General features: G+C 67.8%; 24 protein-coding genes. 12 read left to right on the top strand and 12 right to left on the bottom strand.

All coding sequences use genetic code 11. The features are described 5' to 3' along the window. Positions 1–22: 22 nt before the first annotated feature. Both gluQRS and dksA read right to left on the bottom strand, forming a co-directional pair. Positions 23–919 carry a tRNA glutamyl-Q(34) synthetase GluQRS gene (gene gluQRS / locus IM760_RS05830; protein ID WP_204427601.1) on the bottom strand — a complete coding sequence of 299 codons (897 nt, stop codon included), beginning with the start codon at positions 917–919 and terminating at the stop codon, positions 23–25. Then, positions 916–1,311, bottom strand: a complete 396-nt coding sequence (dksA, locus tag IM760_RS05825; RefSeq protein ID WP_138770752.1) for an RNA polymerase-binding protein DksA — start codon at positions 1,309–1,311, stop codon at positions 916–918. The genes gluQRS and dksA overlap by 4 nt, the downstream gene beginning before the upstream one ends. A gap of 193 nt (positions 1,312–1,504) precedes the next feature. Between dksA and IM760_RS05820 the strand changes: the two genes are divergently transcribed. The 3 genes from IM760_RS05820 (at position 1,505) to sfsA (ending at position 4,462) form a co-directional block, all read left to right on the top strand. Further along, positions 1,505–2,320, top strand: coding sequence for a hypothetical protein (locus tag IM760_RS05820; RefSeq protein ID WP_204427600.1), 816 nt, complete (start codon positions 1,505–1,507; stop codon positions 2,318–2,320). A 301-nt stretch (positions 2,321–2,621) separates the two neighbouring features. Further along, a complete protein-coding gene (locus tag IM760_RS05815; RefSeq protein WP_204427825.1) occupies positions 2,622–3,740 on the top strand; it encodes an aminotransferase class I/II-fold pyridoxal phosphate-dependent enzyme in 1,119 nt (372 codons plus the stop codon). Beyond that, on the top strand, positions 3,737–4,462 hold the full coding sequence (gene sfsA / locus IM760_RS05810; RefSeq protein WP_204427599.1) for a DNA/RNA nuclease SfsA: 726 nt from the start codon (positions 3,737–3,739) through the stop codon (positions 4,460–4,462). Before IM760_RS05815 ends, sfsA begins: the two co-directional genes overlap by 4 nt. A 5-nt stretch (positions 4,463–4,467) precedes the next feature. Here sfsA and IM760_RS05805 read toward each other — a convergent pair whose 3' ends face one another. The 3 genes from IM760_RS05805 to IM760_RS05795 are packed head-to-tail and all read right to left on the bottom strand — an operon-like array spanning position 4,468 to position 6,793. Next, on the bottom strand, positions 4,468–5,454 hold the full coding sequence (locus IM760_RS05805; protein WP_204427598.1) for a serine/threonine protein kinase: 987 nt from the start codon (positions 5,452–5,454) through the stop codon (positions 4,468–4,470). After that, on the bottom strand, positions 5,451–5,792 hold the full coding sequence (locus tag IM760_RS05800) for a Rieske (2Fe-2S) protein (protein ID WP_204427597.1): 342 nt from the start codon (positions 5,790–5,792) through the stop codon (positions 5,451–5,453). Before IM760_RS05800 ends, IM760_RS05805 begins: the two co-directional genes overlap by 4 nt. Beyond that, on the bottom strand, positions 5,789–6,793 hold the full coding sequence (locus IM760_RS05795) for an adenosine kinase (protein ID WP_204427596.1): 1,005 nt from the start codon (positions 6,791–6,793) through the stop codon (positions 5,789–5,791). Before IM760_RS05795 ends, IM760_RS05800 begins: the two co-directional genes overlap by 4 nt. Before the next feature lie 111 nt (positions 6,794–6,904). Here IM760_RS05795 and mrcB point away from each other — a divergent pair, with 111 nt between their 5' ends. Beyond that, a complete protein-coding gene (gene mrcB, locus IM760_RS05790) occupies positions 6,905–9,247 on the top strand; it encodes a penicillin-binding protein 1B (protein ID WP_204427595.1) in 2,343 nt (780 codons plus the stop codon). On the opposite strand, the gene IM760_RS05785 is transcribed toward mrcB, so the two are convergent. Then, complete coding sequence (locus IM760_RS05785) at positions 9,248–10,081, bottom strand: EcsC family protein (RefSeq protein WP_204427594.1); 834 nt, start codon at positions 10,079–10,081, stop codon at positions 9,248–9,250. Between the two features lie 99 nt (positions 10,082–10,180). On the opposite strand from IM760_RS05785, the gene IM760_RS05780 reads away from it, so the two are divergent. Then, positions 10,181–10,672 carry a tetratricopeptide repeat protein gene (locus tag IM760_RS05780; RefSeq protein ID WP_228234882.1) on the top strand — a complete coding sequence of 164 codons (492 nt, stop codon included), beginning with the start codon at positions 10,181–10,183 and terminating at the stop codon, positions 10,670–10,672. Then, positions 10,669–11,136 (top strand): Cys-tRNA(Pro) deacylase, encoded by a 468-nt coding sequence (ybaK, locus tag IM760_RS05775; protein ID WP_204427593.1) that lies wholly within the window; start codon positions 10,669–10,671, stop codon positions 11,134–11,136. The genes IM760_RS05780 and ybaK overlap by 4 nt, the downstream gene beginning before the upstream one ends. A 67-nt stretch (positions 11,137–11,203) precedes the next feature. Here ybaK and hemL read toward each other — a convergent pair whose 3' ends face one another. From hemL to hemJ, 4 genes are all read right to left on the bottom strand, one after another. Beyond that, complete coding sequence (gene hemL / locus IM760_RS05770; protein WP_204427592.1) at positions 11,204–12,490, bottom strand: glutamate-1-semialdehyde 2,1-aminomutase; 1,287 nt, start codon at positions 12,488–12,490, stop codon at positions 11,204–11,206. Positions 12,491–12,509: 19 nt separating this feature from the next. After that, entirely contained in the window at positions 12,510–13,172 is a 663-nt protein-coding gene (gene thiE, locus IM760_RS05765; protein WP_204427591.1) for a thiamine phosphate synthase, read from the bottom strand. Then, positions 13,169–13,933 carry a bifunctional hydroxymethylpyrimidine kinase/phosphomethylpyrimidine kinase gene (gene thiD / locus IM760_RS05760; protein ID WP_204427590.1) on the bottom strand — a complete coding sequence of 255 codons (765 nt, stop codon included), beginning with the start codon at positions 13,931–13,933 and terminating at the stop codon, positions 13,169–13,171. Before thiD ends, thiE begins: the two co-directional genes overlap by 4 nt. Positions 13,934–14,024: 91 nt before the next feature. Next, on the bottom strand, positions 14,025–14,447 hold the full coding sequence (gene hemJ, locus IM760_RS05755) for a protoporphyrinogen oxidase HemJ (protein ID WP_228234892.1): 423 nt from the start codon (positions 14,445–14,447) through the stop codon (positions 14,025–14,027). A 174-nt stretch (positions 14,448–14,621) separates the two neighbouring features. Between hemJ and IM760_RS05750 the strand changes: the two genes are divergently transcribed. The 5 genes from IM760_RS05750 to IM760_RS05730 all read left to right on the top strand — a co-directional run bounded on the left by IM760_RS05750 (position 14,622) and on the right by IM760_RS05730 (position 18,342). Next, positions 14,622–16,007 carry a chloride channel protein gene (locus tag IM760_RS05750; protein ID WP_228234894.1) on the top strand — a complete coding sequence of 462 codons (1,386 nt, stop codon included), beginning with the start codon at positions 14,622–14,624 and terminating at the stop codon, positions 16,005–16,007. Positions 16,008–16,135: 128 nt separating this feature from the next. After that, complete coding sequence (locus tag IM760_RS05745; RefSeq protein ID WP_204427589.1) at positions 16,136–16,861, top strand: DUF6776 family protein; 726 nt, start codon at positions 16,136–16,138, stop codon at positions 16,859–16,861. 33 nt (positions 16,862–16,894) lie between these two features. Further along, entirely contained in the window at positions 16,895–17,335 is a 441-nt protein-coding gene (locus tag IM760_RS05740) for a bactofilin family protein (RefSeq protein ID WP_204427588.1), read from the top strand. 53 nt (positions 17,336–17,388) lie between these two features. Then, complete coding sequence (gene erpA / locus IM760_RS05735; protein WP_204427587.1) at positions 17,389–17,727, top strand: iron-sulfur cluster insertion protein ErpA; 339 nt, start codon at positions 17,389–17,391, stop codon at positions 17,725–17,727. Positions 17,728–17,805: 78 nt separating this feature from the next. Beyond that, the gene (locus IM760_RS05730; protein WP_228234902.1) at positions 17,806–18,342 is read left to right on the top strand and encodes a phosphatase PAP2 family protein; all 537 of its coding nucleotides are present in this window, start codon (positions 17,806–17,808) and stop codon (positions 18,340–18,342) included. Between the two features lie 18 nt (positions 18,343–18,360). Here the strand turns inward: IM760_RS05730 and IM760_RS05725 are convergent, their stop codons facing one another. Both IM760_RS05725 and IM760_RS05720 read right to left on the bottom strand, forming a co-directional pair. Continuing rightward, positions 18,361–19,473 (bottom strand): anhydro-N-acetylmuramic acid kinase, encoded by a 1,113-nt coding sequence (locus tag IM760_RS05725; RefSeq protein ID WP_204427586.1) that lies wholly within the window; start codon positions 19,471–19,473, stop codon positions 18,361–18,363. Continuing rightward, on the bottom strand, positions 19,463–20,830 hold the full coding sequence (locus tag IM760_RS05720) for an OapA family protein (RefSeq protein ID WP_239549646.1): 1,368 nt from the start codon (positions 20,828–20,830) through the stop codon (positions 19,463–19,465). Before IM760_RS05720 ends, IM760_RS05725 begins: the two co-directional genes overlap by 11 nt. 261 nt (positions 20,831–21,091) lie before the next feature. Here IM760_RS05720 and tyrS point away from each other — a divergent pair, with 261 nt between their 5' ends. After that, a complete protein-coding gene (gene tyrS, locus IM760_RS18830; RefSeq protein WP_239549645.1) occupies positions 21,092–22,423 on the top strand; it encodes a tyrosine--tRNA ligase in 1,332 nt (443 codons plus the stop codon). Positions 22,424–22,676 lie beyond the last annotated feature (253 nt).

Genomic DNA, 22,676 nt, shown 5'->3' with positions numbered 1-22,676 from the left:
CGGCTCCCTGGTGACCAGCATATCAATCCCGCGCCGGTCGCAAAAACGCGGGGGGCGGCTGGCGCCGACCTCGCGGCAGCTGCTCCGGGCGCCAATGGGCGCGGGCCCAGGCCAATTGCTCGTCGACCCCGGCGCCGGCCAGATCCTTCTCCGGACGCAGGCCGACGCAGCTCAGCGCGGCGAACAGGGCGCCGGACGGGCGGGCCGTGTCCAGCGCCGCGGCGCCGGCGGACTTGCTCATCTTGCCACCGGCCGGATCCATGATCACCGGCAAATGGGCGTAGTCGGGCGCCGGCGCCCCCAGGCACTGCAGCACACGCCGTTGCCGCAGCGTCGAGGCCAGCAGGTCGCTGCCGCGTACCACATCGGTGATGCCCTGGTCCGCATCATCCAGCGCGCAGGCCAGCTGATAGGCGAACAGGCCGTCCCGGCGCCGGATCACGAACGGCCCGCCTTCCCGGGCCAGATCGGCGCACACCCGGCCCTGGATGCGGTCCTCGAAACAGACCTGGCCGTCCGGCACGGTCAGGCGCACCGCCCGGTCGGGGCCGGGCGGTTGCGCCACGGCCGGGCCGGGATGGATATTGTCCAGGGCCTGAAGCTGCTTGCGGGACAGGGTGCAGTGGAAAGCGAGGCCGGCGGCCAGCAATCGCCCCACCGCATCGGCATAGGCCGGACCACGGCGGCTTTGATACAGCGGTGTGTCGTCCCAGTGCAGGCCGAAGCGGTCCAGTTGATGAAGGATGGTGTCCACGGCGCCGGGCTGCTGGCGGGGCGGATCCAGGTCGTCCACCCGCAGCAGCCAGCGCCCGCCGTGATGGCGGGCGTCCAGCCAACTGGCCAGGGCCGTGACCAGGGAGCCGAAATGCAGCGGCCCCGACGGCGTGGGCGCGAACCGCCCGACGTAACGGCGGCTCACCCCGCCAGTTGTTTTTCCTTGATTTCCGCCAGCTCCTTGCAGTCGATGCACAGCTCGGCGGTGGGACGGGCCTCGAGACGGCGGATACCGATTTCCACGCCGCAGGCTTCGCAGAAGCCGTAGTCGTCCTTGTCGATCTTATCCAGGGCCTTCTCGATCTTCTTGAGCAGCTTGCGCTCCCGATCACGGGTGCGCAGCTCCAGGGCGAATTCCTCTTCCTGGGTGGCCCGGTCGGCGGGATCGGGCAGGTTCGCCACCTCATCCTGGAGGTGGTGCATGGTGCGGTCGGCTTCCTCCATCAGTTCCTGGCGCCAGGCCAGAAGAATCTGACGGAAGTGCGCGCGCTGGGCTTCGTTCATGTACTCCTCGCCGTCCTTGGGCACGTACGGCATAAAACCATGAATGAGCGTTTCCGCCTTGCTGGCGGTGGAGGGGGATTTGTTCACCTTGGATGTCACCTGATTGGAAGATGGAGAACGGGTTGAAGCCCGGGAGAGGCTTCCTGACGCCGTCCTGGCGGCCCGGGTGGGACGCTGAGGTTCGGGAGTCCGGGCCGCCGGGGCGGCGGGTCGGGTCGCGGCCTTCTTGGGGGCCGCGGCCGGAATCGATTTTGCCGGCGCGCTCTTGGCCGCCGGTCGGGTGTTCTTCGGGCCGGCCTTGGCGGCGGGCTTGCTTTTCACCGCGGCTTTTCCGGCCGTGGCTTTGCTGGCGGTGGTCTTCGGCGCCGCCTTGCGGGGGGCCGCCGGTTTGGACGCTGCGCTTCTCTTCGCGGTGGCTTTTGTCGCGGTGGTCTTCGTCGCGGAGGCCTTCGCCGGCTTGGCTTTGCTGGCCGCGGCTTTCTTCGCCGTCGCTGGTTTGGTCGGCGCTTTCTTCACCGGGGTCTTGCCGGCGGTGGCTTTCCGGGCGGCGGTCTTGCGGGCGGGAGCGGTTTTGCTGGCGGCGGCTTTTTTGGCCGCGACCTTTTTCGCGGTGGCCTTCTTCGGGGCTGCCTTTTTGGGAGCGGCCTTTGAGGCGGCTTTTTTCGGCGCCGCTTTCCTGGCGACAGCCTTCTTGGCGGCCGCTTTCTTGGACGCGGCTTTCTTCGCCGGCGCTTTCTTTACCGATGCGGTCTTTGCCGAGGCTTTGCTGGCGCTCTTCGTCCGGGCCGGGGTCTTTACCGCGCTTTTTTTTGCGGCTGCCTTCTTGGCGGTGCCGCTTTTGGCCACGGTGCTTTTGGATGCAGTGCTTTTCGCCGCGCTCTTTTTACTGGCCGTGCTTTTTTTGCTTTTGCTTTTGCTTCCGGTGGCCATTTTGATCAACTCCCTTAACATAGTCGCAACTCGCTATCCTGGGCTTCCCCGAATGAGGGCCGGCCTGGCGGGGCGCCCGGCGAGTGCCGCCTCGGGACGGACGATAGTGTAAGCTTCGACCTTACCGTTTTAGTGCGACCCTTGTCACCATTGCCGCCGGTGCCCTGACGGGCGGACCGGCGCTGGCGCGAGGCGCGGCGATTATAGCCGAGCCGCGCGGAACCACCAGCCCCGCGCAAGGCCGAAGCGACGAAGGTATAGCAAAGCTTTCCCCGCGGAAAAAGAGGTTTTTCTTGACTGGCACCCATTCCACCGCGCCCGGCGAGGGCCGGTCAGACGATACTCGCCCCGAGGACGCCGGCGGCGGCGCGCCGCTGTCCGAGCTGGCCCGGGAGACGCCCCCTTTCCATGTCATGGCGCTGCTGGAGCGCGCCCAGGCCCTGCAGGCGCAGGGCAGGGACATCCTTCACCTGGAGGTGGGCGAGCCGGATTTCCCCTGTCCGGCGCCGATCATGGCCGCCGCCGGAGCCGCTCTGGAACGCGGTGATACACGCTACACCCCGGCGGCGGGGCTGCCGGCCCTGCGCGAGGCCATCGCTCTGGATTATCGCCGCCGCCTGGGCGCGCCGGTGACCGCCGAACAGGTGGTGGTGACCCCGGGCGCGTCCGGGGCGCTGCAGCTGGTGATGGCGGCCCTGCTCAATCCCGGTGACGAAGCGCTGCTCTGTGACCCCGGTTACCCCTGCAACCGTCAGTTCGTGACCCTGGCCGGCGGCGTGCCCCGGCCGCTGACGCTGGACCCGGCGGAACAGTTCCGCCTCAGCGGCGAACGGCTGGCCGCCCAGTGGGGCGAGCGCACCCGGCTGGCGATGGTGGCCAGCCCGGACAATCCCACCGGCAATCGCCTGGACGGCGCCGAGCTGGCGGAGATGGCGCGCTGGTGCGCGGGCCGTCGGGGCACCCTGGTGGTGGACGAGATCTACCAGGGCCTGTGCTACGACGCGCCGGCGGACACGGTGCTGCGCCACGGCGACGAGGCGGTGGTGATCAACAGCTTCAGCAAGTATTTCGGCATGACCGGCTGGCGGTTGGGCTGGCTGGTGGCGCCCCGGGCGCTGGTACCGGCCATCGAGCGGCTGGCCCAGAACTGGTTTCTGGCGCCGGCCACGGTGGCCCAGCACGCGGCGCTGGCGGCGTTCGACGAGGAAACCCTGCTGATCGCCGAACAGCGCCGGCAAATGCTGGAGCGGCGCCGCACCCTGCTGACGGAATCGTTGCCGGCCCTGGGCTTGCCGGTGGTCGGTGGCGCCGAGGGCGCCTTTTACCTGTATCTGGACGTCAGCGCCCATACCGATGACAGCTTCGCCTTTTGCCAGGATCTGCTGGAAAAGGCCGGGGTGGCCCTGACGCCGGGGCTGGACTTCGGCGCCAGCCATCAGCCGGAGCGCTATCTGCGGCTGGCGTACACCTGCGACGAGGCCCGCCTGCGCGAGGCGCTGCGCCGCATCGCCGATTACCTGGAGCGCCGGTGAAGTTCGAGCCGCCTCTGCGGGCGGTTACGCTGTTGCGCCGCTACAAACGTTTCCTGGCCGACGTGCGGCTGCCGGACGGTGAGGAGATCACCGTGCACTGCCCCAACACCGGCTCCATGAAGTATTGCGTGTTGCCCGGGGTGGAGCAGCCGGCGCTGATTTCCGACAGCGGCAACCCCAAGCGCAAGTACCGTCACACCCTGGAGGCGGTGCAGGTGGCCCACGGCCACTGGGCCGGGGTCAACACCGGCCGCACCAATGCGCTGGTGGCGGAAGCGGTGCTGGCGGGACGGGTACCGGAACTGGATCCCGGCGACGGGGTCGAGCGGGAGGTGGTATTCGGTGACAGCCGCTTCGACCTGGCGCTGGGCGCGCGCACCGCGCCGCACACCTATATCGAAGTGAAGAACGTGACCCTGGGCCCGGGGCCGGACGACCCGGACCACGGCGAAATCCGTTTTCCCGATTCGGTCACCGAGCGGGGTCAGAAACACCTGCGCTCGCTGATGGCGGTGGTGCGCGGCGGCGGTCGGGCGGTGCTGTTCTTCTGCGTGCAGCACAGCGGTGCCCGCCAGGCCGGCCCCGCGGATCATATCGATGCCCGCTACGGACAGTTGCTGCGCGAGGCGGCGGCGGCCGGGGTGGAAGTGCTGGCCTGGCGCACCCGGCTGGCGCCGGACGGTTTCGAACTGGACGTCCCGGTGCCGGTGACGCTGGACTGATCGTCTCAGCCGCGATCCTCCCGGGTCAGCGCGGCCAGCTGCTGTTCCAGATCGTTGAGATGGTCCTGCCAATAGCGCGGTGACTCGAACCAGGGGAACGCCGGCGGGAAGGCCGGGTCGTCCCAGCGCTCGGCCAGCCAGGCGCTGTGGCGCAGGATGCGCCGGGTGCGCAACGGTTCGATCAGGCGGCGCTGGGCCCAGGGAAACGGCAGAAAGGTTTCGTAGCCCTCGGCCAGCACCCGCAGTTGCTGCTGGTTTTCCAGATGGTCGCCGGAGAGCAGCATCCACAGGTCCTGCATGGCCGGCCCGCGCAGGCTGTCGTCCAGATCCACGAAGTGCGGCTTGTCGTCGCGCCACAGAATATTGCCGGTGTGGCAGTCGCCGTGCACGTTGATGGCGACCCAGCTCTGGTCGCGCAGCCGTTCCGTCATCGCTTCCAGCAGGGCGGCGCTGAGATCCCGGTAGCGGCCGGCGAAGTTGGGGTCCACCACGCCGCCGTTGACGTAGTCCGCCGCGGCGCGGCTGTCGCCGACGATGTCCAGCACCGGACGTGCCTGAAATGGGCGGTCGTTGCCGGCGGCGTGCCAGCGCGCCAGGGTGCGCCCGAGCAGACGGAGATGATCGTCGTTGTCCAGTTCCGGAGCATGGCCGCCCTGGCGCGGGAACACCGCGAAGCGGAAGCCGGCGTGCACGAACAGGGTGTCGCCGGCGGCGTTGGCCAGCGGCGCCACCACCGGCAGGTCCTGGTCGCGCAGAAACCGGCTGAAGGCGTGCTCCTCCAGAATCTGCGCGTCGCTCCAGCGGGCCGGCCGGTAGAACTTGGTCACCACCGGGTCGGCCTCTTCCAGCCCCACCTGATAGACCCGGTTCTCGAAACTGTTGAGCGCCAGCAGGCGCCCGTCGGTGAGAAAGCCGGCGCCGTCCACCGCATCCAGAATCACGTCCGGCGTCAGATCGTCGAACGGATGATGCCCGGCGCCGCCCTGATTCACGCCGGCGCTCCCACCGGGCCCACCCAGACGGTGTCGTCGCGCACTTCCAGCGGCACCGCGGTGAGCGCCTCGCCGCTGCAGGGCCCGGACAGGCAATGGCCGTTCTCCGGTTCGAACAGGGCGCCGTGGTTGGCGCACACCAGGAAGCGACCGTCGTCGTCCATGAACTGGTCGGGCATGAAATTGAGCTCGATGCCCAGGTGCGGGCACCAGTTCAGGTAGGCGTGAAACTGACCGTCGAAGCGCACCACCACCACCGACTGATCGCCCACCTGAAACTCCCGGGCGCTTTCGTGGGGCACGTCCTCCACGGCGCACACCGCGTGCTGCCCGCTCATTGGCCGAGCACCCGGCGGCGGATTTCCAGGTGCGCTTCCGCCGGCAGGCGCGGGCCGAATTCGCGAATCAGGCGCGCGCAGGCGGCGCTGGCCAGGCGGCCGGCGGTGGGAAAATCGTGCCCCTGGGTGAGCGCATAGAGAAAGGCCCCCGCGAACATGTCGCCGGCGCCGTTGGTGTCGATCGGTTTCACCGGCTCCGCTTCCACATGGTGAGTGGTTTCGCCGTCCCACAGCAGCGCGCCCCGGGCGCCCAGCGTCATGGCCAGGCCGTTGCAGATCGGTTTGAGGGCCTCCAGGGCCGCCTCCGGCGAGTCGGTGCCGGTGAAGCCCAGGGCTTCCGCCTCGTTGCAGAACAGCAGGTCCACGCCGGTGCCCAGCATTTCCACCAGCCCGTCGCGGAACAATTGCACCATGGCCGGGTCGGAAAACGTCAGCGAGGTGCGCACGCCATATTGCTCCGCCAGTTCGCGCAGGCGCACGGCGGCGGCGCGACCGCTGTCGGAGCTGACCAGATAGCCTTCCAGGTACACGTAGCGGGAGGCGGCGATGGCGTCTTCGTCCAGCTCGGCCTCGCTCACCGTCTGCGAGATGCCCAGAAAGCTGTTCATGGTCCGTTCCGCGTCCGGAGTGATCATCACCAGGCATTTGCCGGAGGTGCCGGCCTCGCGCTGGCCGCCCATATTGGTGTCGACGCCGGCGGCGCGCAGGGCGTCCACGAAGAAGGTGCCGGTGTCGTCATCGGCCACCTTGCAGGCGTAGTAACCCCGGCCGCCAAAGTAGCGGGTGGCCACCACGGTGTTGCAGGCGGAACCGCCGCAAGTGTGGTTGTGCGGCTCGGCCTCGCCGGCCAGGGCGGCCAGCAGCTCGCGCTGGCGGGCCTCGTCGACCAGGGTCATCAGGCCCTTGCCCAGGTCCATGCGGGCGAGGAAGTCGTCGCTGACCTCGATTTCGGTATCCACCAGGGCGTTGCCGATGGCGTAAACGTCGTATTTCTTCTCCATGGAGACTCCGAACGGGTTGGCGAAGGCGCCTATTATGGTGACGCCATGTAACAGTGTAAAACCGGAACCCGGTCCGTAGGCGGTTCCCTCGACTCTCTCTATACTCGCGCCATGGCGAAGAAAGCGAAAACATCAAAATCATCGAGATCCTCGAAAAAGCGTAAGGCCACCCGGCAGGGCCGGCGCTGGTGGAGCTGGCGCTTCATCGGCAAGCTGGCGGTGGTGCTGCTGTTGCTGGCGGCCGCCGGGCTGATTTACCTGGACGCCTGGGTGCGCGACCGCTTCGACAGTCACGTCTGGCAGTTGCCGGCGCGGGTCTATGCCCGGCCGGTGGAGCTGTATCCCGGGCGGGTGCTGTCACGCAACGACATGCTCAAGCTGCTGGAGCTGATGCGTTATCGGCGCGCCGCCGGCGCGCCCACGCCGGGCAGCTACAGCAGCGACGGCAACACGCTGGTCATCCATACCCGGGGCTTCCGCGACAGTGACGGCGGCGAACGCGCCGAGCGCATCCGTGTCACCCTCAGTGGCGACCGCATCCGCGGCCTCAGCGGTGGCGGCGGTGACGATTCGGTGGCGCGCCTTGAGCCGCTGCAGATCGGCAGCATCCACCCCGGCCACACCGAGGACCGGGTGTTCGTGCCCCTGGACCGGGTGCCTCCGCTGCTGGTGCAGATGCTGATCGCCACCGAGGACCGGGACTTCTACGACCACCATGGTATTTCCCCGCGCGGCCTGGCCCGGGCCATGGTGGCCAACGTCAAGGCCGGCGGCCTGGTGCAGGGCGGCAGCACCCTGACCCAGCAGCTGGTGAAGAATTTCTGGCTCACCCAGGATCGCACCCTGGCGCGCAAGCTGGTGGAAATGCCCATGGCGGTGCTGCTGGAGCTGCACTACAGCAAGGAGCAGATTCTCGAGGCCTACCTGAACGAGGTTTATCTGGGCCAGGACGGCAACCGCGCCATCCACGGCATGGGGCTGGGCGCCCAGTTCTATTTCGGCCGGCCCCTGGAGGAGCTGGAACCCCACCAACTGGCCACCCTGGTGGCGCTGCTCAAGGGACCCAGCTACTACGACCCGCGTCGCAACGAGGAACGCGCCAAGGCGCGCCGCAATACGGTGCTGCGTGTCGCCAACGACGAGGGGGCGCTCAGCGACCGGGATTTCCAGCGCTACAAGGAGCGCGGCCTGGAGGTGGTGCCTCGGGGTGCCTCGCCGTTGTACGCCTTCCCGGCCTTTATCGATCTGGTGCGCCGTCAGCTGGCCCGGGATTATCCGCCGGAGGTGCTCGGCGAAGACGGCCTGCGTATTCACTCCACCCTGGACGTGCTGGCGCAGCTGGCCTCGGAAAGCGCCCTGCGCGATCACCTGAACCGCATCGACGGCAGCGGCGACCGGCTCAACGGCTCGGTGGTGGTGGTGGCGCCCTCCCAGGGCGACGTGCTGGCCCTGGTGAGCAGCCGCAAGCCCCGCGATCACGGCTACAACCGGGCCCTGGACGCAAGCCGGCAGATCGGCTCGCTGATCAAGCCGGCGGTGGTGCTCACCGCGCTCAAGCAGCCCAAGCGTTACAGCCTGGCCACGCCGGTCCCGGATCAGCCGATCACCGTGCCGCTGGCTAACGGCAAGACCTGGACGCCGCAGAACTTCAGCGGCGAGTCCCACGGGCCGGTGCCGCTGCTGGATGTGCTGGTGCATTCCTACAACCAGGGCACCGTCAACCTGGGCATGGATCTGGGCCCCGGCGAAGTGGTGAAAACCCTGGAGCAGTTGGGCGTGCGCCGCAAGATTCCCGCCTATCCGAGCATTCTGCTGGGCAGCATCAATATGACCCCCTTCGAGGTGGCCATGTGGTACCAGCCCCTGGCCACCGGCGGCTTCGCCACGCCGCTGCGCTCGATCACCGACGTGCTGGATAAGGACGGCGAGCCGCTGGCCCGCTATCCGGTGGAGACCTCCGAGGTGCTGGATTCCGGCCCCGCCTACCTGACCCAGTGGGCCATGCAGCAGGTGATCAACTCCGGCACCGGCCGGGGCGCCCGCCGTGTGTTGCCGCAGGATCTGCGCGTGGCCGGCAAGACCGGCACCAGTGACCAGTACCGGGACGCCTGGTTCGCCGGCTTCTCCGGCAACCACCTGGCGGTGGTCTGGGTGGGCCGCGACAACAACCAGACCGCCCAGGTCACCGGCGCCACCGGCGCGCTGCCGGTGTGGAGCCAGGTGATGGCGGCGCTGCCGCAGACCAGTCTGCCGGACACGCCGCCGCCCGGGGTCGAGAACGTCTGGATGGCGCCGTCCGGTGACAAAACCAGCGGCGAAAACTGCCGCGACGCCCGTCAGTACCCGATGATGGAAGCGTCGATTCCGACGCAAAGCGACGGCTGCGGCGACGGTGGCGCGGTACGCAAGGCCGGCAAGGGCGTGGTGGACTGGTTCAAGGGCCTGTTCGACTGATCAGTGCTGGTTGCGGGCCCGGGCCAGCCGTTCGAACTCGGCGCGGATGACCTCCGCGCCGTAGCGGTTTTCCAGCCGCTTGACGGTGAAGTGGCCCAGCGCCATGTCCTGATAGAAGTCGGTGAACAGGGTATTGAGGGTGGCGCCGGTGACCGCGCCGATGATCGGCACCGCCTGGGCCGCCACCTTGTTGGTGATCACCACGCCGAAGCGCTCCGCCACCTTTTCGATCAACCGCGCCAGCCACTTGCCCGCCTGGGTGCTGGTCATCAGCCCGGCGGTCTGGCCGGCGCCCTGGCGGGCGGCGATGTCGGCCAGCTCCCGGGAAAGCTGGTGCATGGCCTGGGTGGCGAAGCCGCGGGTCATGTAATAGCCGGTTTCGGCGGCGTCATCCTGGTCGCCGGGGCCGCCCATGGCGAACACCTCGATGCAGGCCGCCTGGGTGTCCGGGTCGTCCAGGTCGAAGCCCTCGCCCCGGGCCACGTCGGCCACCGCGCGCATCATGATGGTGGTGGACACCGGCAACTCCGCCAGCAGGGAGGTCAGCCCGAAGGCACCACCCACCGCCCCGGAGGCGGCGGCGTACAGTTTGTGCAGCCGGCGGGAGGCGGGCCGGGGCTGGTTGTCCAGACTCCACAGGGCGGCGTCCACCGCCTTGCGCAAAGCCGTCTCCACCGCCGTGTTGATGCGTGAGGAGGCGCCGGCGGGCAGTTTCCGGACCGCGCCTTCCAGCGGCGAGCCGACCAGATGGGAGAGCCGCGCCACCAGACCGGGCGAGGTGAGCAGGTCGACCGCCTTTTCCAGGTCGGCGAGGTCCTGTGCGCTGAGTGCCATGGCAGTCCCGGTGTGCTGAAGGGTTCACAACTGTAGAATGGCGCCATCCGCACCGCAAACCGACGCAACCTGCCGACTCAACCAGAAGGAACGCGATCCATGCCGTCCGTGACCTCGCCGATGCCGAAACCGCCCACCCTGAGCCTGACGGCGCCACTGCGCTGGCTGGTGCTGGTGGCGCTGCTGCTGTCCGGCTGCGCCGCCGTGCCGCCCACGGAAACGCCGCAGACGCCGGTGACCGCCGACACCGAACTGGCGGGCTCGCCGGCCCGTTCGCTGCTGGCCCGCGCCGAGCAGGCCCGGGACAGCGGGCAGAACGCCGCCGCCGGCCGCTATCTGGAGCGGGCGCTGACGATGGCGCCGAATTCCTCCTGGCTGTACCGGGAGCTGGCCCTGCTGCGTCTGGAAGAGGGCGATCCGGCGGCGGCCGAGGGGCTGGCCCGCCGCGCCCTGCGCCTGTCGCCGGACAATGACGCTTACCGGGCCGATCTGTGGGAGCTGGTGGCCGCCGCCCGCGCGGAAATGAACGATCCGGACGGCGCCGACGCCGCCCGCGACCAGGCCGAGAAACTGCGCGGGGGCCGGGCATGACACCGGCGGTCAAGGCCGCCGAGAAAGGCGGCGTCCGCTTCCGACTGCACGAGTATCAGCACGATCCCCAGGCTGAGAGCTACGGGCTGGAGGCCGCCGAGCGGCTGGGTCTGCCGGCGGACCGGGTGTTCAAGACGCTGCTGGCGGACGTGGACGGACGCACCCAGGTGGCGATGGTGCCGGTGGATCGCAGTCTGGATTTGAAGGCACTGGCGCGGGCGGCCGGTGGCAAGAAGGCGGTGATGGCCGACGGCGCCCTGGCGGAGCGGCTCACCGGTTATGTGCTGGGTGGTATCAGCCCGCTGGGGCAGAAAAAGCGGTTGCCTTTATGGCTGGACGCCAGCGCCGACCGGCACGAGACCCTTTATATGAGTGCCGGCCGGCGGGGCCTGGAAATTGAAATGGCGCCGGCGGATCTGCTGGCGCTGACCGGCGGCCGGCTGGCGCCGCTGGCGCGCCAGTGATCGTGGCTGAAGCCCGTGCCGCATCATCGCTGGCAGGAGCGGCTTCAGCCGCGATCCGGCGCCGGTATTAGAGGGCGGCGAAGGCTTCGCGGGCGGCGTTCAGGGTGGCTTCGATGTCCGCGTCGTCATGGGCGATGGACACGAAGCCCGCTTCAAAGGCGCTGGGCGCCAGATAGACCCCCCGATCGAGCATGGCGTTGAAGAAGGTGCCGAAGCGCGCCGCGTCGCAGGCCATCACCTCATCGAAGCGGGTGATGCGGGTCTGCTCGGTGAAGTAGAGCCCGAACATGCCGCCGGCACGGGTGGTGTGGAAACCGATGCCCGCCTCGCGGGCGATGGTGGCGAGCCCCTCGGTGAGCGTTTCGGTCTTCGCTTCCAGTTCCTCGTAGAAGCCCTCCCGCCGCAGCTGACGCAGGGTGGCCAGGCCGGCGGCCATGGCCACCGGGTTACCGGACAGGGTGCCGGCCTGGTAAACCGGCCCCAGCGGCGACAGGTGCTCCATGACCGCTTTCTTGCCACCCAGGGCGCCCACCGGCATGCCGCCGCCGATGATCTTGCCCAGGGTGGTCAGGTCCGGCGTGACCCCGTAGAGCGCCTGGGCGCCGCCCCGGGCCACCCGGAAGCCGGTCATCACTTCGTCGAAGATCAGCACCGCCCCGTGTTCGTCGCAGTACTGGCGCAGGGCTTCGAGAAAACCCTGGGTAGGCGGCACGCAGTTCATGTTGCCGGCCACCGGCTCCACGATCACCGCGGCGATCTCCCCGCCGCGGGCCTTGAACACCTCTTCCAGACCGCCGGCGTCGTTGTAGTTCAGCGTCAGGGTGTCGTCGGTGACCGCCTTGGGTACGCCTGGTGAACTGGGCGTGCCCAGGGTCAGCGCCCCGGAGCCCGCCTTCACCAGCAGGCTGTCCACGTGGCCGTGGTAGCAGCCTTCGAATTTGATGATCTTGTCGCGGCCGGTATAGCCCCGGGCCAGGCGGATGGCGGTCATGGTCGCCTCGGTGCCGGAGTTGACCATGCGCACCATGTCCATGGAGGGCACCATCTCGCAGACCAGATCCGCCATCTCCACCTCGGCGGCGGTGGGCGCGCCAAAGCTGAGCCCGTCGGCCACCGCCCGCTGCACCGCCTCGCGCACTTCCGGGTGGTTGTGGCCGAGGATCATCGGCCCCCAGGAGCCGACGTAATCCACGTAGCGATTGTCGTCCTCGTCGTACAGATAGGGCCCCTCGGCGCGATGGAAAAACACCGGCGTGCCGCCCACGCCCTTGAACGCGCGCACCGGCGAGTTCACGCCCCCGGGGATGTGCTTCTGGGCGCGGCGGAACAGTTGTTCGGATTGCGTGCGACTCATGGGGACTCCTTGACGGGCGTTAGCGGTTGAACAGGCCGGCCAGCTGGCGGGCGGCGGCCTCCACGCCGGCGTGAGTGACGTCGGCGGGGTCGGCCAGCCCGAACAGGGCATGGATCACGGCCACGGCGTCGGCGCCGGCCTCGATCAGCTGGCCGGCATTATGCGCATTCACCCCACCGATCGCCACCAGGGGTTGTTGAAAGCGGCGCCGGGCCCGGCGCAGGGTTTCCAGCGTGGCCGGCGGCGCCTCGGGTTTGGTCCGGGAGTCGAAAAAACGGCCCAGGGCCAGGTAGTCGGCGCCTTCGTCGGCGGCCTTTTGCGCCAGTTCCAGCCGGCCGTGGCAGGACACGCCGATCAGCTTGTCGCTGCCCAGCAGGCGGCGGGCGCTGTCCACCGCGCCGTCGCTCTGACCCAGGTGCACGCCGTCCGCTTCCACCTCCGCGGCCAGGGCCGCGTCGTCGTTGACGATGAACAGGGCGCCGTGGTCCTGGCAAAGCAGGGCCAGCCGCGCCGCCCGGTGCCGGCGGGTGGCGGTGTCCGCGTGCTTGTCCCGGTACTGCAGCATGGAGGCGCCGCCGCGCAGGGCGGCCTCGGCGGCGCTCAGCATGCTGTCACCGGGTGTCAGGCGTGGATCGGTGATGGCGTACAGGCCGCGCACGCGGCTGGCATCGGGGCGGTTCATAGGGGTCTCCGGTCGGGAACGTGCTGGCCGCCGCCGGGGCGCCAGGCGTCGCGCAGGGCCTGGTGCAGCCAGCGCTGCGCGGTCTCCGCGGCGCTGTCCAGATCGTCGCCCAGGGCCAGCCGGCAGGCCATGGCCGAGGCCAGGGAGCAGCCAGAACCGTGGTAGACGTGCGGCAGCCGGGGCCAGTCCCAGCGTCGGCAACGGTCGCCGTCGAACAGATGATTGCTGACCTGGTCGGTGTCGTCGTGGGTGCCGGTGACCAGCACCGCGCGCCCGCAGCGCTCCACGATACACGGGCCGGCCGCCTGCACGCCGCCGGTGCCGGCCAGCAGCTCGGCCTCGGGCAGGTTGGGGGTGAGTACGGTGGTGAGTGGGGCCAACCGCGTCAGCATGACCTCCGCCAGGTTGCCACGGGCCAGACTGCCCCCGGCCTCGGCGGCCAGCACCGGGTCCAGCACCACCGGCACGCCGGGCAGGCGCGCCAGCAGGCGGGCGATCCACTCCACCATCTCCACCGACCCGGTCATGCCGATTTTCACCGCCTGGAATTCATAGTCGGCGAGCAGGGCATCGGCCTGCTGTTCCAGCAGATCAATGGGAGTGAGCTGGAAGCCGCTCACGTTGCGGCTGTTCTGTACCGTCAGGGCGGTGATCAGGGTGCTGGCGAAGCCGCCCAGGCTGTGCACCGCCTCGATGTCGGCGTGGATGCCGGCGCCCCCGGAAGGGTCGTGGCCGGCGATCACCAGAATATTGGGTTTCATGGCGCTCCGTTGGCTTGGCTGGGGAAGGGCGCTTGCGGCCCGTGGAGGGCGCGACCACCCAGCGTCCGGCGCCGGGCGGGTCGCGTCAAGGTCAGAACGGACGGACCACCACCAGGATCACGATGGCGATGAGCAGCAGCACTGGTATTTCGTTGAAGATCCGGTAGAACCGGTCGCTCTTGGTGTTGGCGTCGGCGGCGAACTTTTTCAAATAGGCCAGGCACATATGGTGATAGCCGATCAGCAGTACCACCAGCGCCAGCTTGGCGTGTAGCCAGCCCTGGGTTTTGTAGTAGTCCCAGTTCAGCGCCAGCATCCAGATGCCCAGCACCAGGGTGGCGATCATGGAGGGGTTCATGATGCCGCGGTACAGCTTGCGCTCCATGATCTTGAAGCGCTCGCGGCTGGGCTGGTCCTCGGCCATGGCGTGGTACACGAACAGACGGGGCAGGTAGAAAATGCCGGCGAACCAGCAGATCACGGCGATGATATGGAAGGCTTTCAGCCACAACATGGAGATCTCTCCGAAAACGAACGGGTGGGCGGTCGCGCTTGCTTACAAGTGAACGGGTCAACGTCATTGGAGTGTTGACCGCCAGACGGGCTATACTACCGGGCCTTTCCCCGTCACCAAAGCGCGGTCGCCTGGACCGCCCGGACCGGACCAGAACCGGACAAGAGGAGTGCCGTGAGCAAGCCGATGCGCGCCAGCCGTGTGATGCGATACTACCTGTTTCGCACTCGACGTCTGACCCGCAGGCAACTCGGCACGCTTCAGGACTGGAAGATGCGGGTGGTGTTCTGGATCGGCGCCCTGCTGGTCGGCCTGGTCACCGTGAGCTTCGCCTGGGTGGCCGAATACTGCGCCTCCCTGTTTTTTCAGTTGCAACGCCAATCGTCCCTGTGGCCGATCCTGATCACGCCGGCGGGCATGCTGCTGGTGACCGCGATCATGCGGCGCACCGGGCCGGAATCCCAGGGCAGCGGCATTCCCCAGGTGCTGGTGGTGCTCAAGCAACGCTATCACTGGCTGCGTCCCACCTTCCTGTCACTGCGCGTGATCGTCAGCAAGTTCGGGCTGACCTGTCTGGGGCTGCTTTGCGGCGCCAGCATCGGGCGCGAGGGGCCCAGCGTGCAGATCGGCGCGGCGATCATGTATTCCGCCGGCAAGATCGGCCGGCTGCAGCAGAAATACGTGGACACCTCCCTGATCGTGGCCGGCGGCGCCGCCGGCGTATCGGCGGCGTTCAACGCGCCGCTGGCGGGGATCGTGTTCGCCATCGAGGAGCTGGCCGGGTCCTTCGAGCAGCGCACCAGCGGTACCCTGATTCTGGCGATTCTGCTGTCCGGGGTGGTGGTGCTGTCCATCGCCGGTCATTACAGCTATTTCGGCCACCCGGAAGGGGTTCTGGACCTCACCCATGAATGGCTGGCGGTGGGTGTCACCGCTCTGGTCTGCGGGCTGCTCGGCGGCGCCTTCAGCCGCCTGCTGATCGCCGGCAGCCGCTTTCTCTCCCCCTATGCCCGCAATCATCCGTACCGGGTGGTGCTGATGTGCGCCCTGGTGGTGGTGTTTCTCGGCTTGCTCACCGGCGGCGCCACCTATGGCAGCGGCTACGAGCAGGCGCGTCACCTGTTGTCCGGTGAAAGCCAGGGCGACTGGTTCTTCCCCCTGGCGAAGATGGGCGCCACCCTGGTGTCCTACTTCACCGGTATGCCGGGCGGGTTGTTTTCGCCCAGCCTGGCGGCCGGCGCCGGGGTCGGCAATGTCATTGGCGGGCTGTTCCCCGGGGTGTCCGTGGTCGGGCTGACCCTGGTGGCCATGGCGGCGTTTCTGGCGGCGGTGATCCAGCGGCCGATCACTTCCTTCGTGATCGTCATGGAGCTGACCGGCAACCGCCACGATATTCTGCTGCCGCTGATGGCCGGGGCCTTTCTGGCGGCGGCGGTGTCCAAGATCGTCTGGCTCAAGCCGCTCTACGATTCCCTGGCCGACCGGCTCCAGGAAGGGGAGGGCATGGCGCTGGATCGGGCCCGCGTGGTCAGCGCCGACGGCGGCGACGAGAAGCGCTGAGCGCCGCCGCGAGTTGCCCGGCCCGCATGCGGTGCCTATCATCGCCCTTTCAGAGAAAAGTATGAGGACGTGCGGACCATGGCCCTGCCGATCCGAAATCGCCGTTTCATGACCGGGCGCGGCCACTGATGGCGCGCCGTGACCGACCCCGCGCCGGCGTCGACGATGTGGTGCTGGTGCCGGTCAGCCCGTCCCGGCGCCGGCGTCGGCGGGTGGGGTTGCTGGTGACCACGGTGCTGGCGGTGCTGGTGGCGTTCGGCGGCGGCTTCTGGCTGGGCCAGGGCGGCGCCCTGGACACCGGGCGGCGCATTCAGGACCTGCGCGCCGAGCTGCGCGAGACCCGCGACAATCTGGGCGCGGCGCGCCAGGATCTGGCCCGCTACCGGGCCGACTCGGAGGTGTCCGACCAGGCCGGCGAACAACTGCGCCAGGAAATCCGTGCCCTGCGCGACCAGTCGGCGGAACTGGAAGAGGCGGTGGCGTTCTACAAGAACGTCATGTCGCCGGGTGCCGCCGACCAGCCGCTGCAGGTGCAGAAGCTGGAGGTGGCGCCCGCCGACGGCGAGCGCCGCTTCCGCTACCGGCTGATCCTGGTGCAGGCCGGTGACAACCGGGGTTACCTGTCCGGTCGGGTGGATCTGGCGCTCAAGGGGCTGCGCGATGGCGAGCCGGAAACCCTGGAGGGCGGTGAGCTGCTTGGAGACGGCGCTGATTTGGGCTTCAGGTTCCGTTATTTTCAGGAGCTTTCCGGTATTCTGACGGTGCCCGAGGGTTTCGAGGTGAGCTCGCTGGAAGTCACGGCGCGCTCCACCGGCGGCCGGCGCGCGGAGGTGTCGCGCAGTCTGCCCTGGTGAATCAACCGACCGACTAGCAGGAGAGAGCAGGTGATGAGGCGAGACAAGAAGAACAGTGGCCAGCAGAGTTTCCGCGACCACACCCTGATCGCGCCCAGTGCCCGCATCGTGGGGGACATCGAATTCAATGGCGGTCTGCACGTCCAGGGGGAAGTGGACGGCAATATCACCGTGGGCAGCGAAGGCGGCCAGCTGGTGATCGGCGAGACCGGCGTGGTGCGTGGTGAGATCCGCGTGCCCAGAATCACCATCAATGGCCGGGTGGAGGGCGACGTGAACGCCACCGAGCATCTGGAGCTGGCCAGCAAGGCCCAGGTGGAAGGCAATGTGTTCTATGTGACCATCGAGATGCTGATCGGCGCCCGCGTCAACGGCAAGCTGGTGCGCCTGGACGAGGAGCGCCGCAACCTGCCGGCGCCGGAGAAGCCGGGGGCGGCCCCCGCCGGTGCGTCGACGGCCACGGACAATTCTTGACTGTAACACTCGGGTATTGGACCATGACCTCCGTAACAGCAGTTCAGGCCGACATGAGCGATTCCAATCCCATTATTCTGACCGAGCGCGCCGCCGCCAAGGTGCGCGAGCTGCGGGACGACGAAGGCAACCCCGATCTCAAGCTGCGGGTGTACATCACCGGCGGCGGCTGTGCGGGGTTTTCCTATGGCTTCACCTTCGACGAGCAGGTCAACGAGGACGACACCTCGGTGAACCGCGAGGACGTGACCCTGCTGGTGGACGCCATGAGCATTCAGTATCTGGACGGGTCCGAGGTGGACTATGAACAGGGCCTGATGGGCTCCCGCTTCATCGTCCACAACCCCAACGCCGCCACCACCTGTGGCTGCGGGTCCTCGTTCTCGGTGTAAGCCCGGGAACTTCGAGGGTCACAAAACAGTCATCAAAGTATCAGATTACTGTCGTCAACAGCACGGATGCTGAGGGGCATGATGATACAGCGACCTTCACTGCAACGTATGACCGCCGCCGACGCCCGCGCCATGTGCTGGCTGCTGCGGCAACCCCGGGCCGCCCATCGGGCGCAACTGGCCCGCGGCATCTCGCGGCTGGGCGACGGCCCGCTCTACGTCTTTCTGGCGCTGGTGATCTGGCTGCTGGACAGCACCGACGGCGCCCGCTTCGCCCAGGCGGCGGTGATCGCCTACGGGCTGGAAGTGCCCGCCTTCATGCTTCTCAAACACCTGATCAAACGGCCGCGCCCGGCGGACATGGACACCACCCTCTGTGTGTTCCTGAAGCCGGCGGACCGGTTCAGCTTTCCCTCCGGCCACACCGCCGCGGCCTTCGTGATGGCCACCCTGATGGGGGTGTTCTATCCGGTGGGGGCCTCACTGATGCTGGCGTTCGCCACCCTGGTGGGTCTGTCCCGGGTACTGCTGGGGGTGCACTATCCTTCCGATATCGCCGCCGGCGCGCTGCTCGGCGCGGTGTGTGCCCTGGCCGGGGTGGTTCTGGTCGGCTGATCGCCGGGCGGCTACCGCTCAGTCCGGCAGGGTAAGCCGGCCCAGCACCGCCGGTCGGCGGGCGCCGGTGACCGCCGGCGCATTACCCGGCACCCGATGCCACCAGGCCCAGGCCAGCCAGGCGAAGGCCGCCGCTTCCACCCAGTCCGGTGCCAGGCCCGCTTCCGAGCTGGCGGCCACCGGCACGCCCAGACAACGCTCCAAGCGCGCCATCAGATCCCGGTTGTGGGCGCCGCCGCCGCACACCAGCAAGCGGTCGGGGGCGAACGGCGCCAGCGCGTCCGCCACGCTGCGGGCGGTGAGCTCCGCCAGGGTGGCCTGCACATCGCGGGGGGCGGCATTCCCCTCCAGGGTGTTCATCAGCCAGTCCAGATGGAAGTATTCGCGGCCGGTGCTCTTGGGCGGCGCCAGTTGGAAATAGGGATCGGCCAGCAGCGCGTCCAGCAACACCGGCAGTACCCGGCCGCCGGCGGCCCAGGCGCCGTCCGCGTCGAAGCCGCGGCCCTGGTGGCGCTGGTACCACAGATCCAGCAGCGTGTTGGCGGGGCCGGTGTCGAAGCCACCGGTGAGGGTGCCGTGGTCCAGCAGGCTGACATTGGCGATGCCGCCCAGGTTCAGCACCGCCACCCGGGCGTCGGGCGCGCCGAACAGGTATTCATGAAAGCGTGGCGCCAGGGGCGCGCCCTGGCCGCCCAGCACCATATCCTTGTTGCGGAAATCACTGATGACGGGCAGGCCGGTGCCGGTGGCCAGGGTGTCCGCGCAACCCAGCTGCAGGCTGAAGCCGTCGTCGCCGGGGCGGTGGCGCACGGTCTGGCCGTGGCAGCCGATGGCGGTGACCGCCTCGGCGTTCAGGTCGGCGCCGGCCAGCAGCGCCAGGATGGCGGCGGTGTATTCCCGGCCCAGGGCCCGGTGGCAGGGGCCGGCCCGGTCGATCTCGTCGTCGCCGGGGCGGGTCAGCGCCAGCAAGCGCTCCCGCAACGTCGGGGGCAGGGGGGCGGAGTGGGTGGCCAGGATGTCCACGCCCTGGTTCTCGAAGCGGGCCAGGACGGCGTCGATTCCGTCCAGGCTGGTGCCGGTCATCAGACCGGCGAAGAGCGGTGCCCCGGACGCGGGGGTATCAGAAGACATTGCTGCTGGCCAGCGTGGCGGCCTCCGCGAACAGCGTCATCTGGGCCTCCATGCGTTTGGCCTGAACCAGGAATTGCGGCTTCTCGTTGTTGGTCACGCTCTCCGCCTTGGGCAACTCCACGGTTTGCGGGTTGCGGTGGACGCCGTCCACGCGGAACTCGTAATGCAGATGCGGGCCGGTGGCCAGACCGGACATGCCCACGTAACCGATGGTCTGGCCCTGGTTGACGCGGCTGCCCACGTGAATGCCCTTGGCGAACCCGCGCATGTGCGCGTACAGGGTGCTGTAGCGCTGGCCGTGCTGGAGAATCAGCACGTTGCCGTAGCCGCCCTTGACCCCGGCGAAGATCACCTTGCCCTTGCCGGCGGACTTGATCGGCGTGCCGCTGGGCGCGGCGTAGTCGATGCCCCGGTGGGCGCGGACCTTGTTAAGGATCGGGTGCTTGCGGCCCAGGTTGAAGCGCGAGCTGATCCGCGAAAACGCCACCGGCGTGCGGATGAACGCCTTGCGCATGGAGCGCCCCTGGCTGTCGAAGTAATCGGTGTCGCCGGAGCGGGTCTGGAATCGGTAGGCGGTGAGGTGGCGGCCCTGGTTCCAGAATTCCGCCGCCAGGATATTGCCTTCGCCCACCTTCTCGCCGTCCAGGTACAGCTCTTCGTAGAGCACGCGGAAGCGGTCGCCGTTGCGAATATCCAGCACGAAATCGATGTCCCAGCCGAAGATGTTGGCCAGCTGCATGGTCAGGTTGTCGCTCATGCCGGCGGCGTGGCCGGCCAGAAACAGGGAGTTGTCGATGGTGGCTTCGGCGAAGCGGGTACGGCGCTGGTATTGGCGTTTTTCATTCTCCACCCGCCAGCGACCGTCGTCCTCGAGGATCGCCTTGACGGTCTCGATGCGGGACGGGTGGTAGCTGAGCGCGGTCAGTTCCCCTTCATCGTCCACGGTGATGTTGAGGCTGTCGCCGGGGCGCAGATTGGCCAGTTCCGCCAGTTGTTTGTCGCCGGTGACCAGGCGGTGTACCTGGGCGGCGGTGACGCCGTGGGATTGCAGCAGGGTGGAGAGGGTATCGCCGGATTGCACCGTCAGTTCCACCCAGTCCGGCTCCGGTTCCCGGGGAACGGGTTCGGCGGCGGTCTGGGCCCGGCCCGGAGCCGGCGGCGCCGGCTGCGGTTTCAGCGCCGGGGCCGGGCGGGACGCCGACTCGGTCAGCGCCACGGTCCGTGTTCGCTCGGGGCGGCTTTCTCCGGACTCCGGCGCCAGGGCCATGATCACCACGGTGAGGCCGAGGGCGGCGGAAACGGCAAGATGGGCACGGGGGAATCGGCGCGCCATGCGGCCGAGGGCGGATAGTTTCATTCTCATGCTGGTCGCTACACTCTGAGTAGGCCGCCTTTGGGCATTCATGGCGGAGCCTCCGGCCATTCGGGTACGCGGGGGAGGATCCTTGAATTGCAGCAAAGATACCCGCCTTCTACCGGCGCCTTCAAGTGCTACAATAGCCCGCTTTTCCGGGTCCGGAAGCCCCGGCGATCGGCCTTTCTGACCGTCGCGGGCCGGTCGGGTTCCCCGTCAGTCCGGACCCGCCGCCGGGGTGGTCCGAAGTATTTGAGGTAGTTCATGGTCAAGGTCGAAGAGCAAATGGCGCTGCTGTCGCGGGGCGCCGATGAAATCATTCAGGAAGACGAACTGCGCGAACGGATCGCCAGTGGCAAGCCGCTGCGGGTCAAGGCCGGGTTCGATCCCACCGCCCCGGATCTGCATCTGGGCCACACGGTGCTGATCAACAAGCTGCGCCAGTTCCAGGAGCTGGGCCACCACGTCATGTTCCTGATCGGCGATTTCACCGGCCTGATCGGTGACCCCACCGGCAAGAGCGCCACCCGGCCGCCGCTCACGCCGGAGGAAATCGAGCGCAACGCGGAAACCTATAAGGAGCAGGTGTTCAAGATCCTGGATCCGGACAAGACCGAGGTGGTGTTCAACTCCAGCTGGATGAACAAGCTGGGCGCCGCCGGCATGATCAAGCTGGCCAGCCAGTACACGGTGGCGCGCATGCTGGAGCGCGACGACTTCGACAAGCGCTACCGGGCCAACCAGCCGATCGCGGTGCACGAATTCCTCTACCCGCTGGTGCAGGGCTACGACTCGGTGGCCATGGAAGCGGACGTGGAGCTGGGCGGCACCGATCAGAAGTTCAACCTGCTGATGGGGCGCACCCTGCAGAAAGCCCACGGCCAGCGGCCGCAGATCTGCCTGACCATGCCGATCCTGGAGGGCTTGGACGGGGTACAGAAGATGTCCAAGTCGCTGAAGAACTATGTGGGCGTCAACGATGCCCCCGGCGACATGTACCGCAAGCTGCTGTCGATTCCGGACGTCCTAACCTGGAGGTATTTCGAATTGCTTAGCCTCATAGGCACTAAGGACTTGCTGATGCTTAAAGAGCGTTGTGCGAAAGGGGTGGTTGATGGGGTCGAATGGGTGCATGAATTTGATTACGATCGTTTTTGTTCTCGGCTGTATGACTGCCGAGATTCAGGCGCCAAAAATTTGGACATCAAAGAGGTGTTGAGTGAGGAAGCTGGGCTGATATCCTCTGTTCAAGATGCGAAGAAGCTTTTGGCTGGGGAATTAGTGGCTCGCTTCCATGACGCGCAGGCGGCAATTGTGGCGCCCCGCTCAGCGGGTAACCTGACCGCTCTGGGCGAAATCCCGGACAACGTGCCGGAAGTGGAAGTGGTCCTCGAGGAGGGCGACGAGATTCACGTGGTGCCGCTGCTGCGCCTCGCCGGCCTGGCTCAGAACGGCAAGGCCGCCAAGGATGTGTTCGGGCGGGGCGCGGTGTACGTGGATGGCGCCCAGCTCACTGAGGAGCGCAGTTTCGCCCGCGGCGAAAGCGCGGTGATCCAGGCGGGCAAAAAGAAGATCGCCCGGGTGACCATCAAGTAAACCGGGGCTTTCAGGGGCTTTCGGGCGTCTGGCGGGCGGTCCGGGTCGGACGAATTCTGACCGCTTGCAAAGAATTTCGAGAAAAGCTCGAAAAAAGGTTTGACAGGTCCGGCCCGATCCGTAGAATGCGCACTCCTCGACGGGGCAACGACGAAACGCTCAGCCCCGCGGCTCTTTAACAATCAGGCAAGCAAACGTGTGGGACCTGTTCGGAGTTGGATGTCTCAATAGACATCGGCTTTGAACAAGTCAA

Source organism: Alloalcanivorax marinus (genome assembly GCF_016906305.1).
Classification (GTDB): domain Bacteria; phylum Pseudomonadota; class Gammaproteobacteria; order Pseudomonadales; family Alcanivoracaceae; genus Alloalcanivorax; species Alloalcanivorax marinus.
The sequence above is the reverse complement of the archived record's forward strand: the minus strand, read 5'-3'. Positions and strand labels throughout refer to the sequence as shown.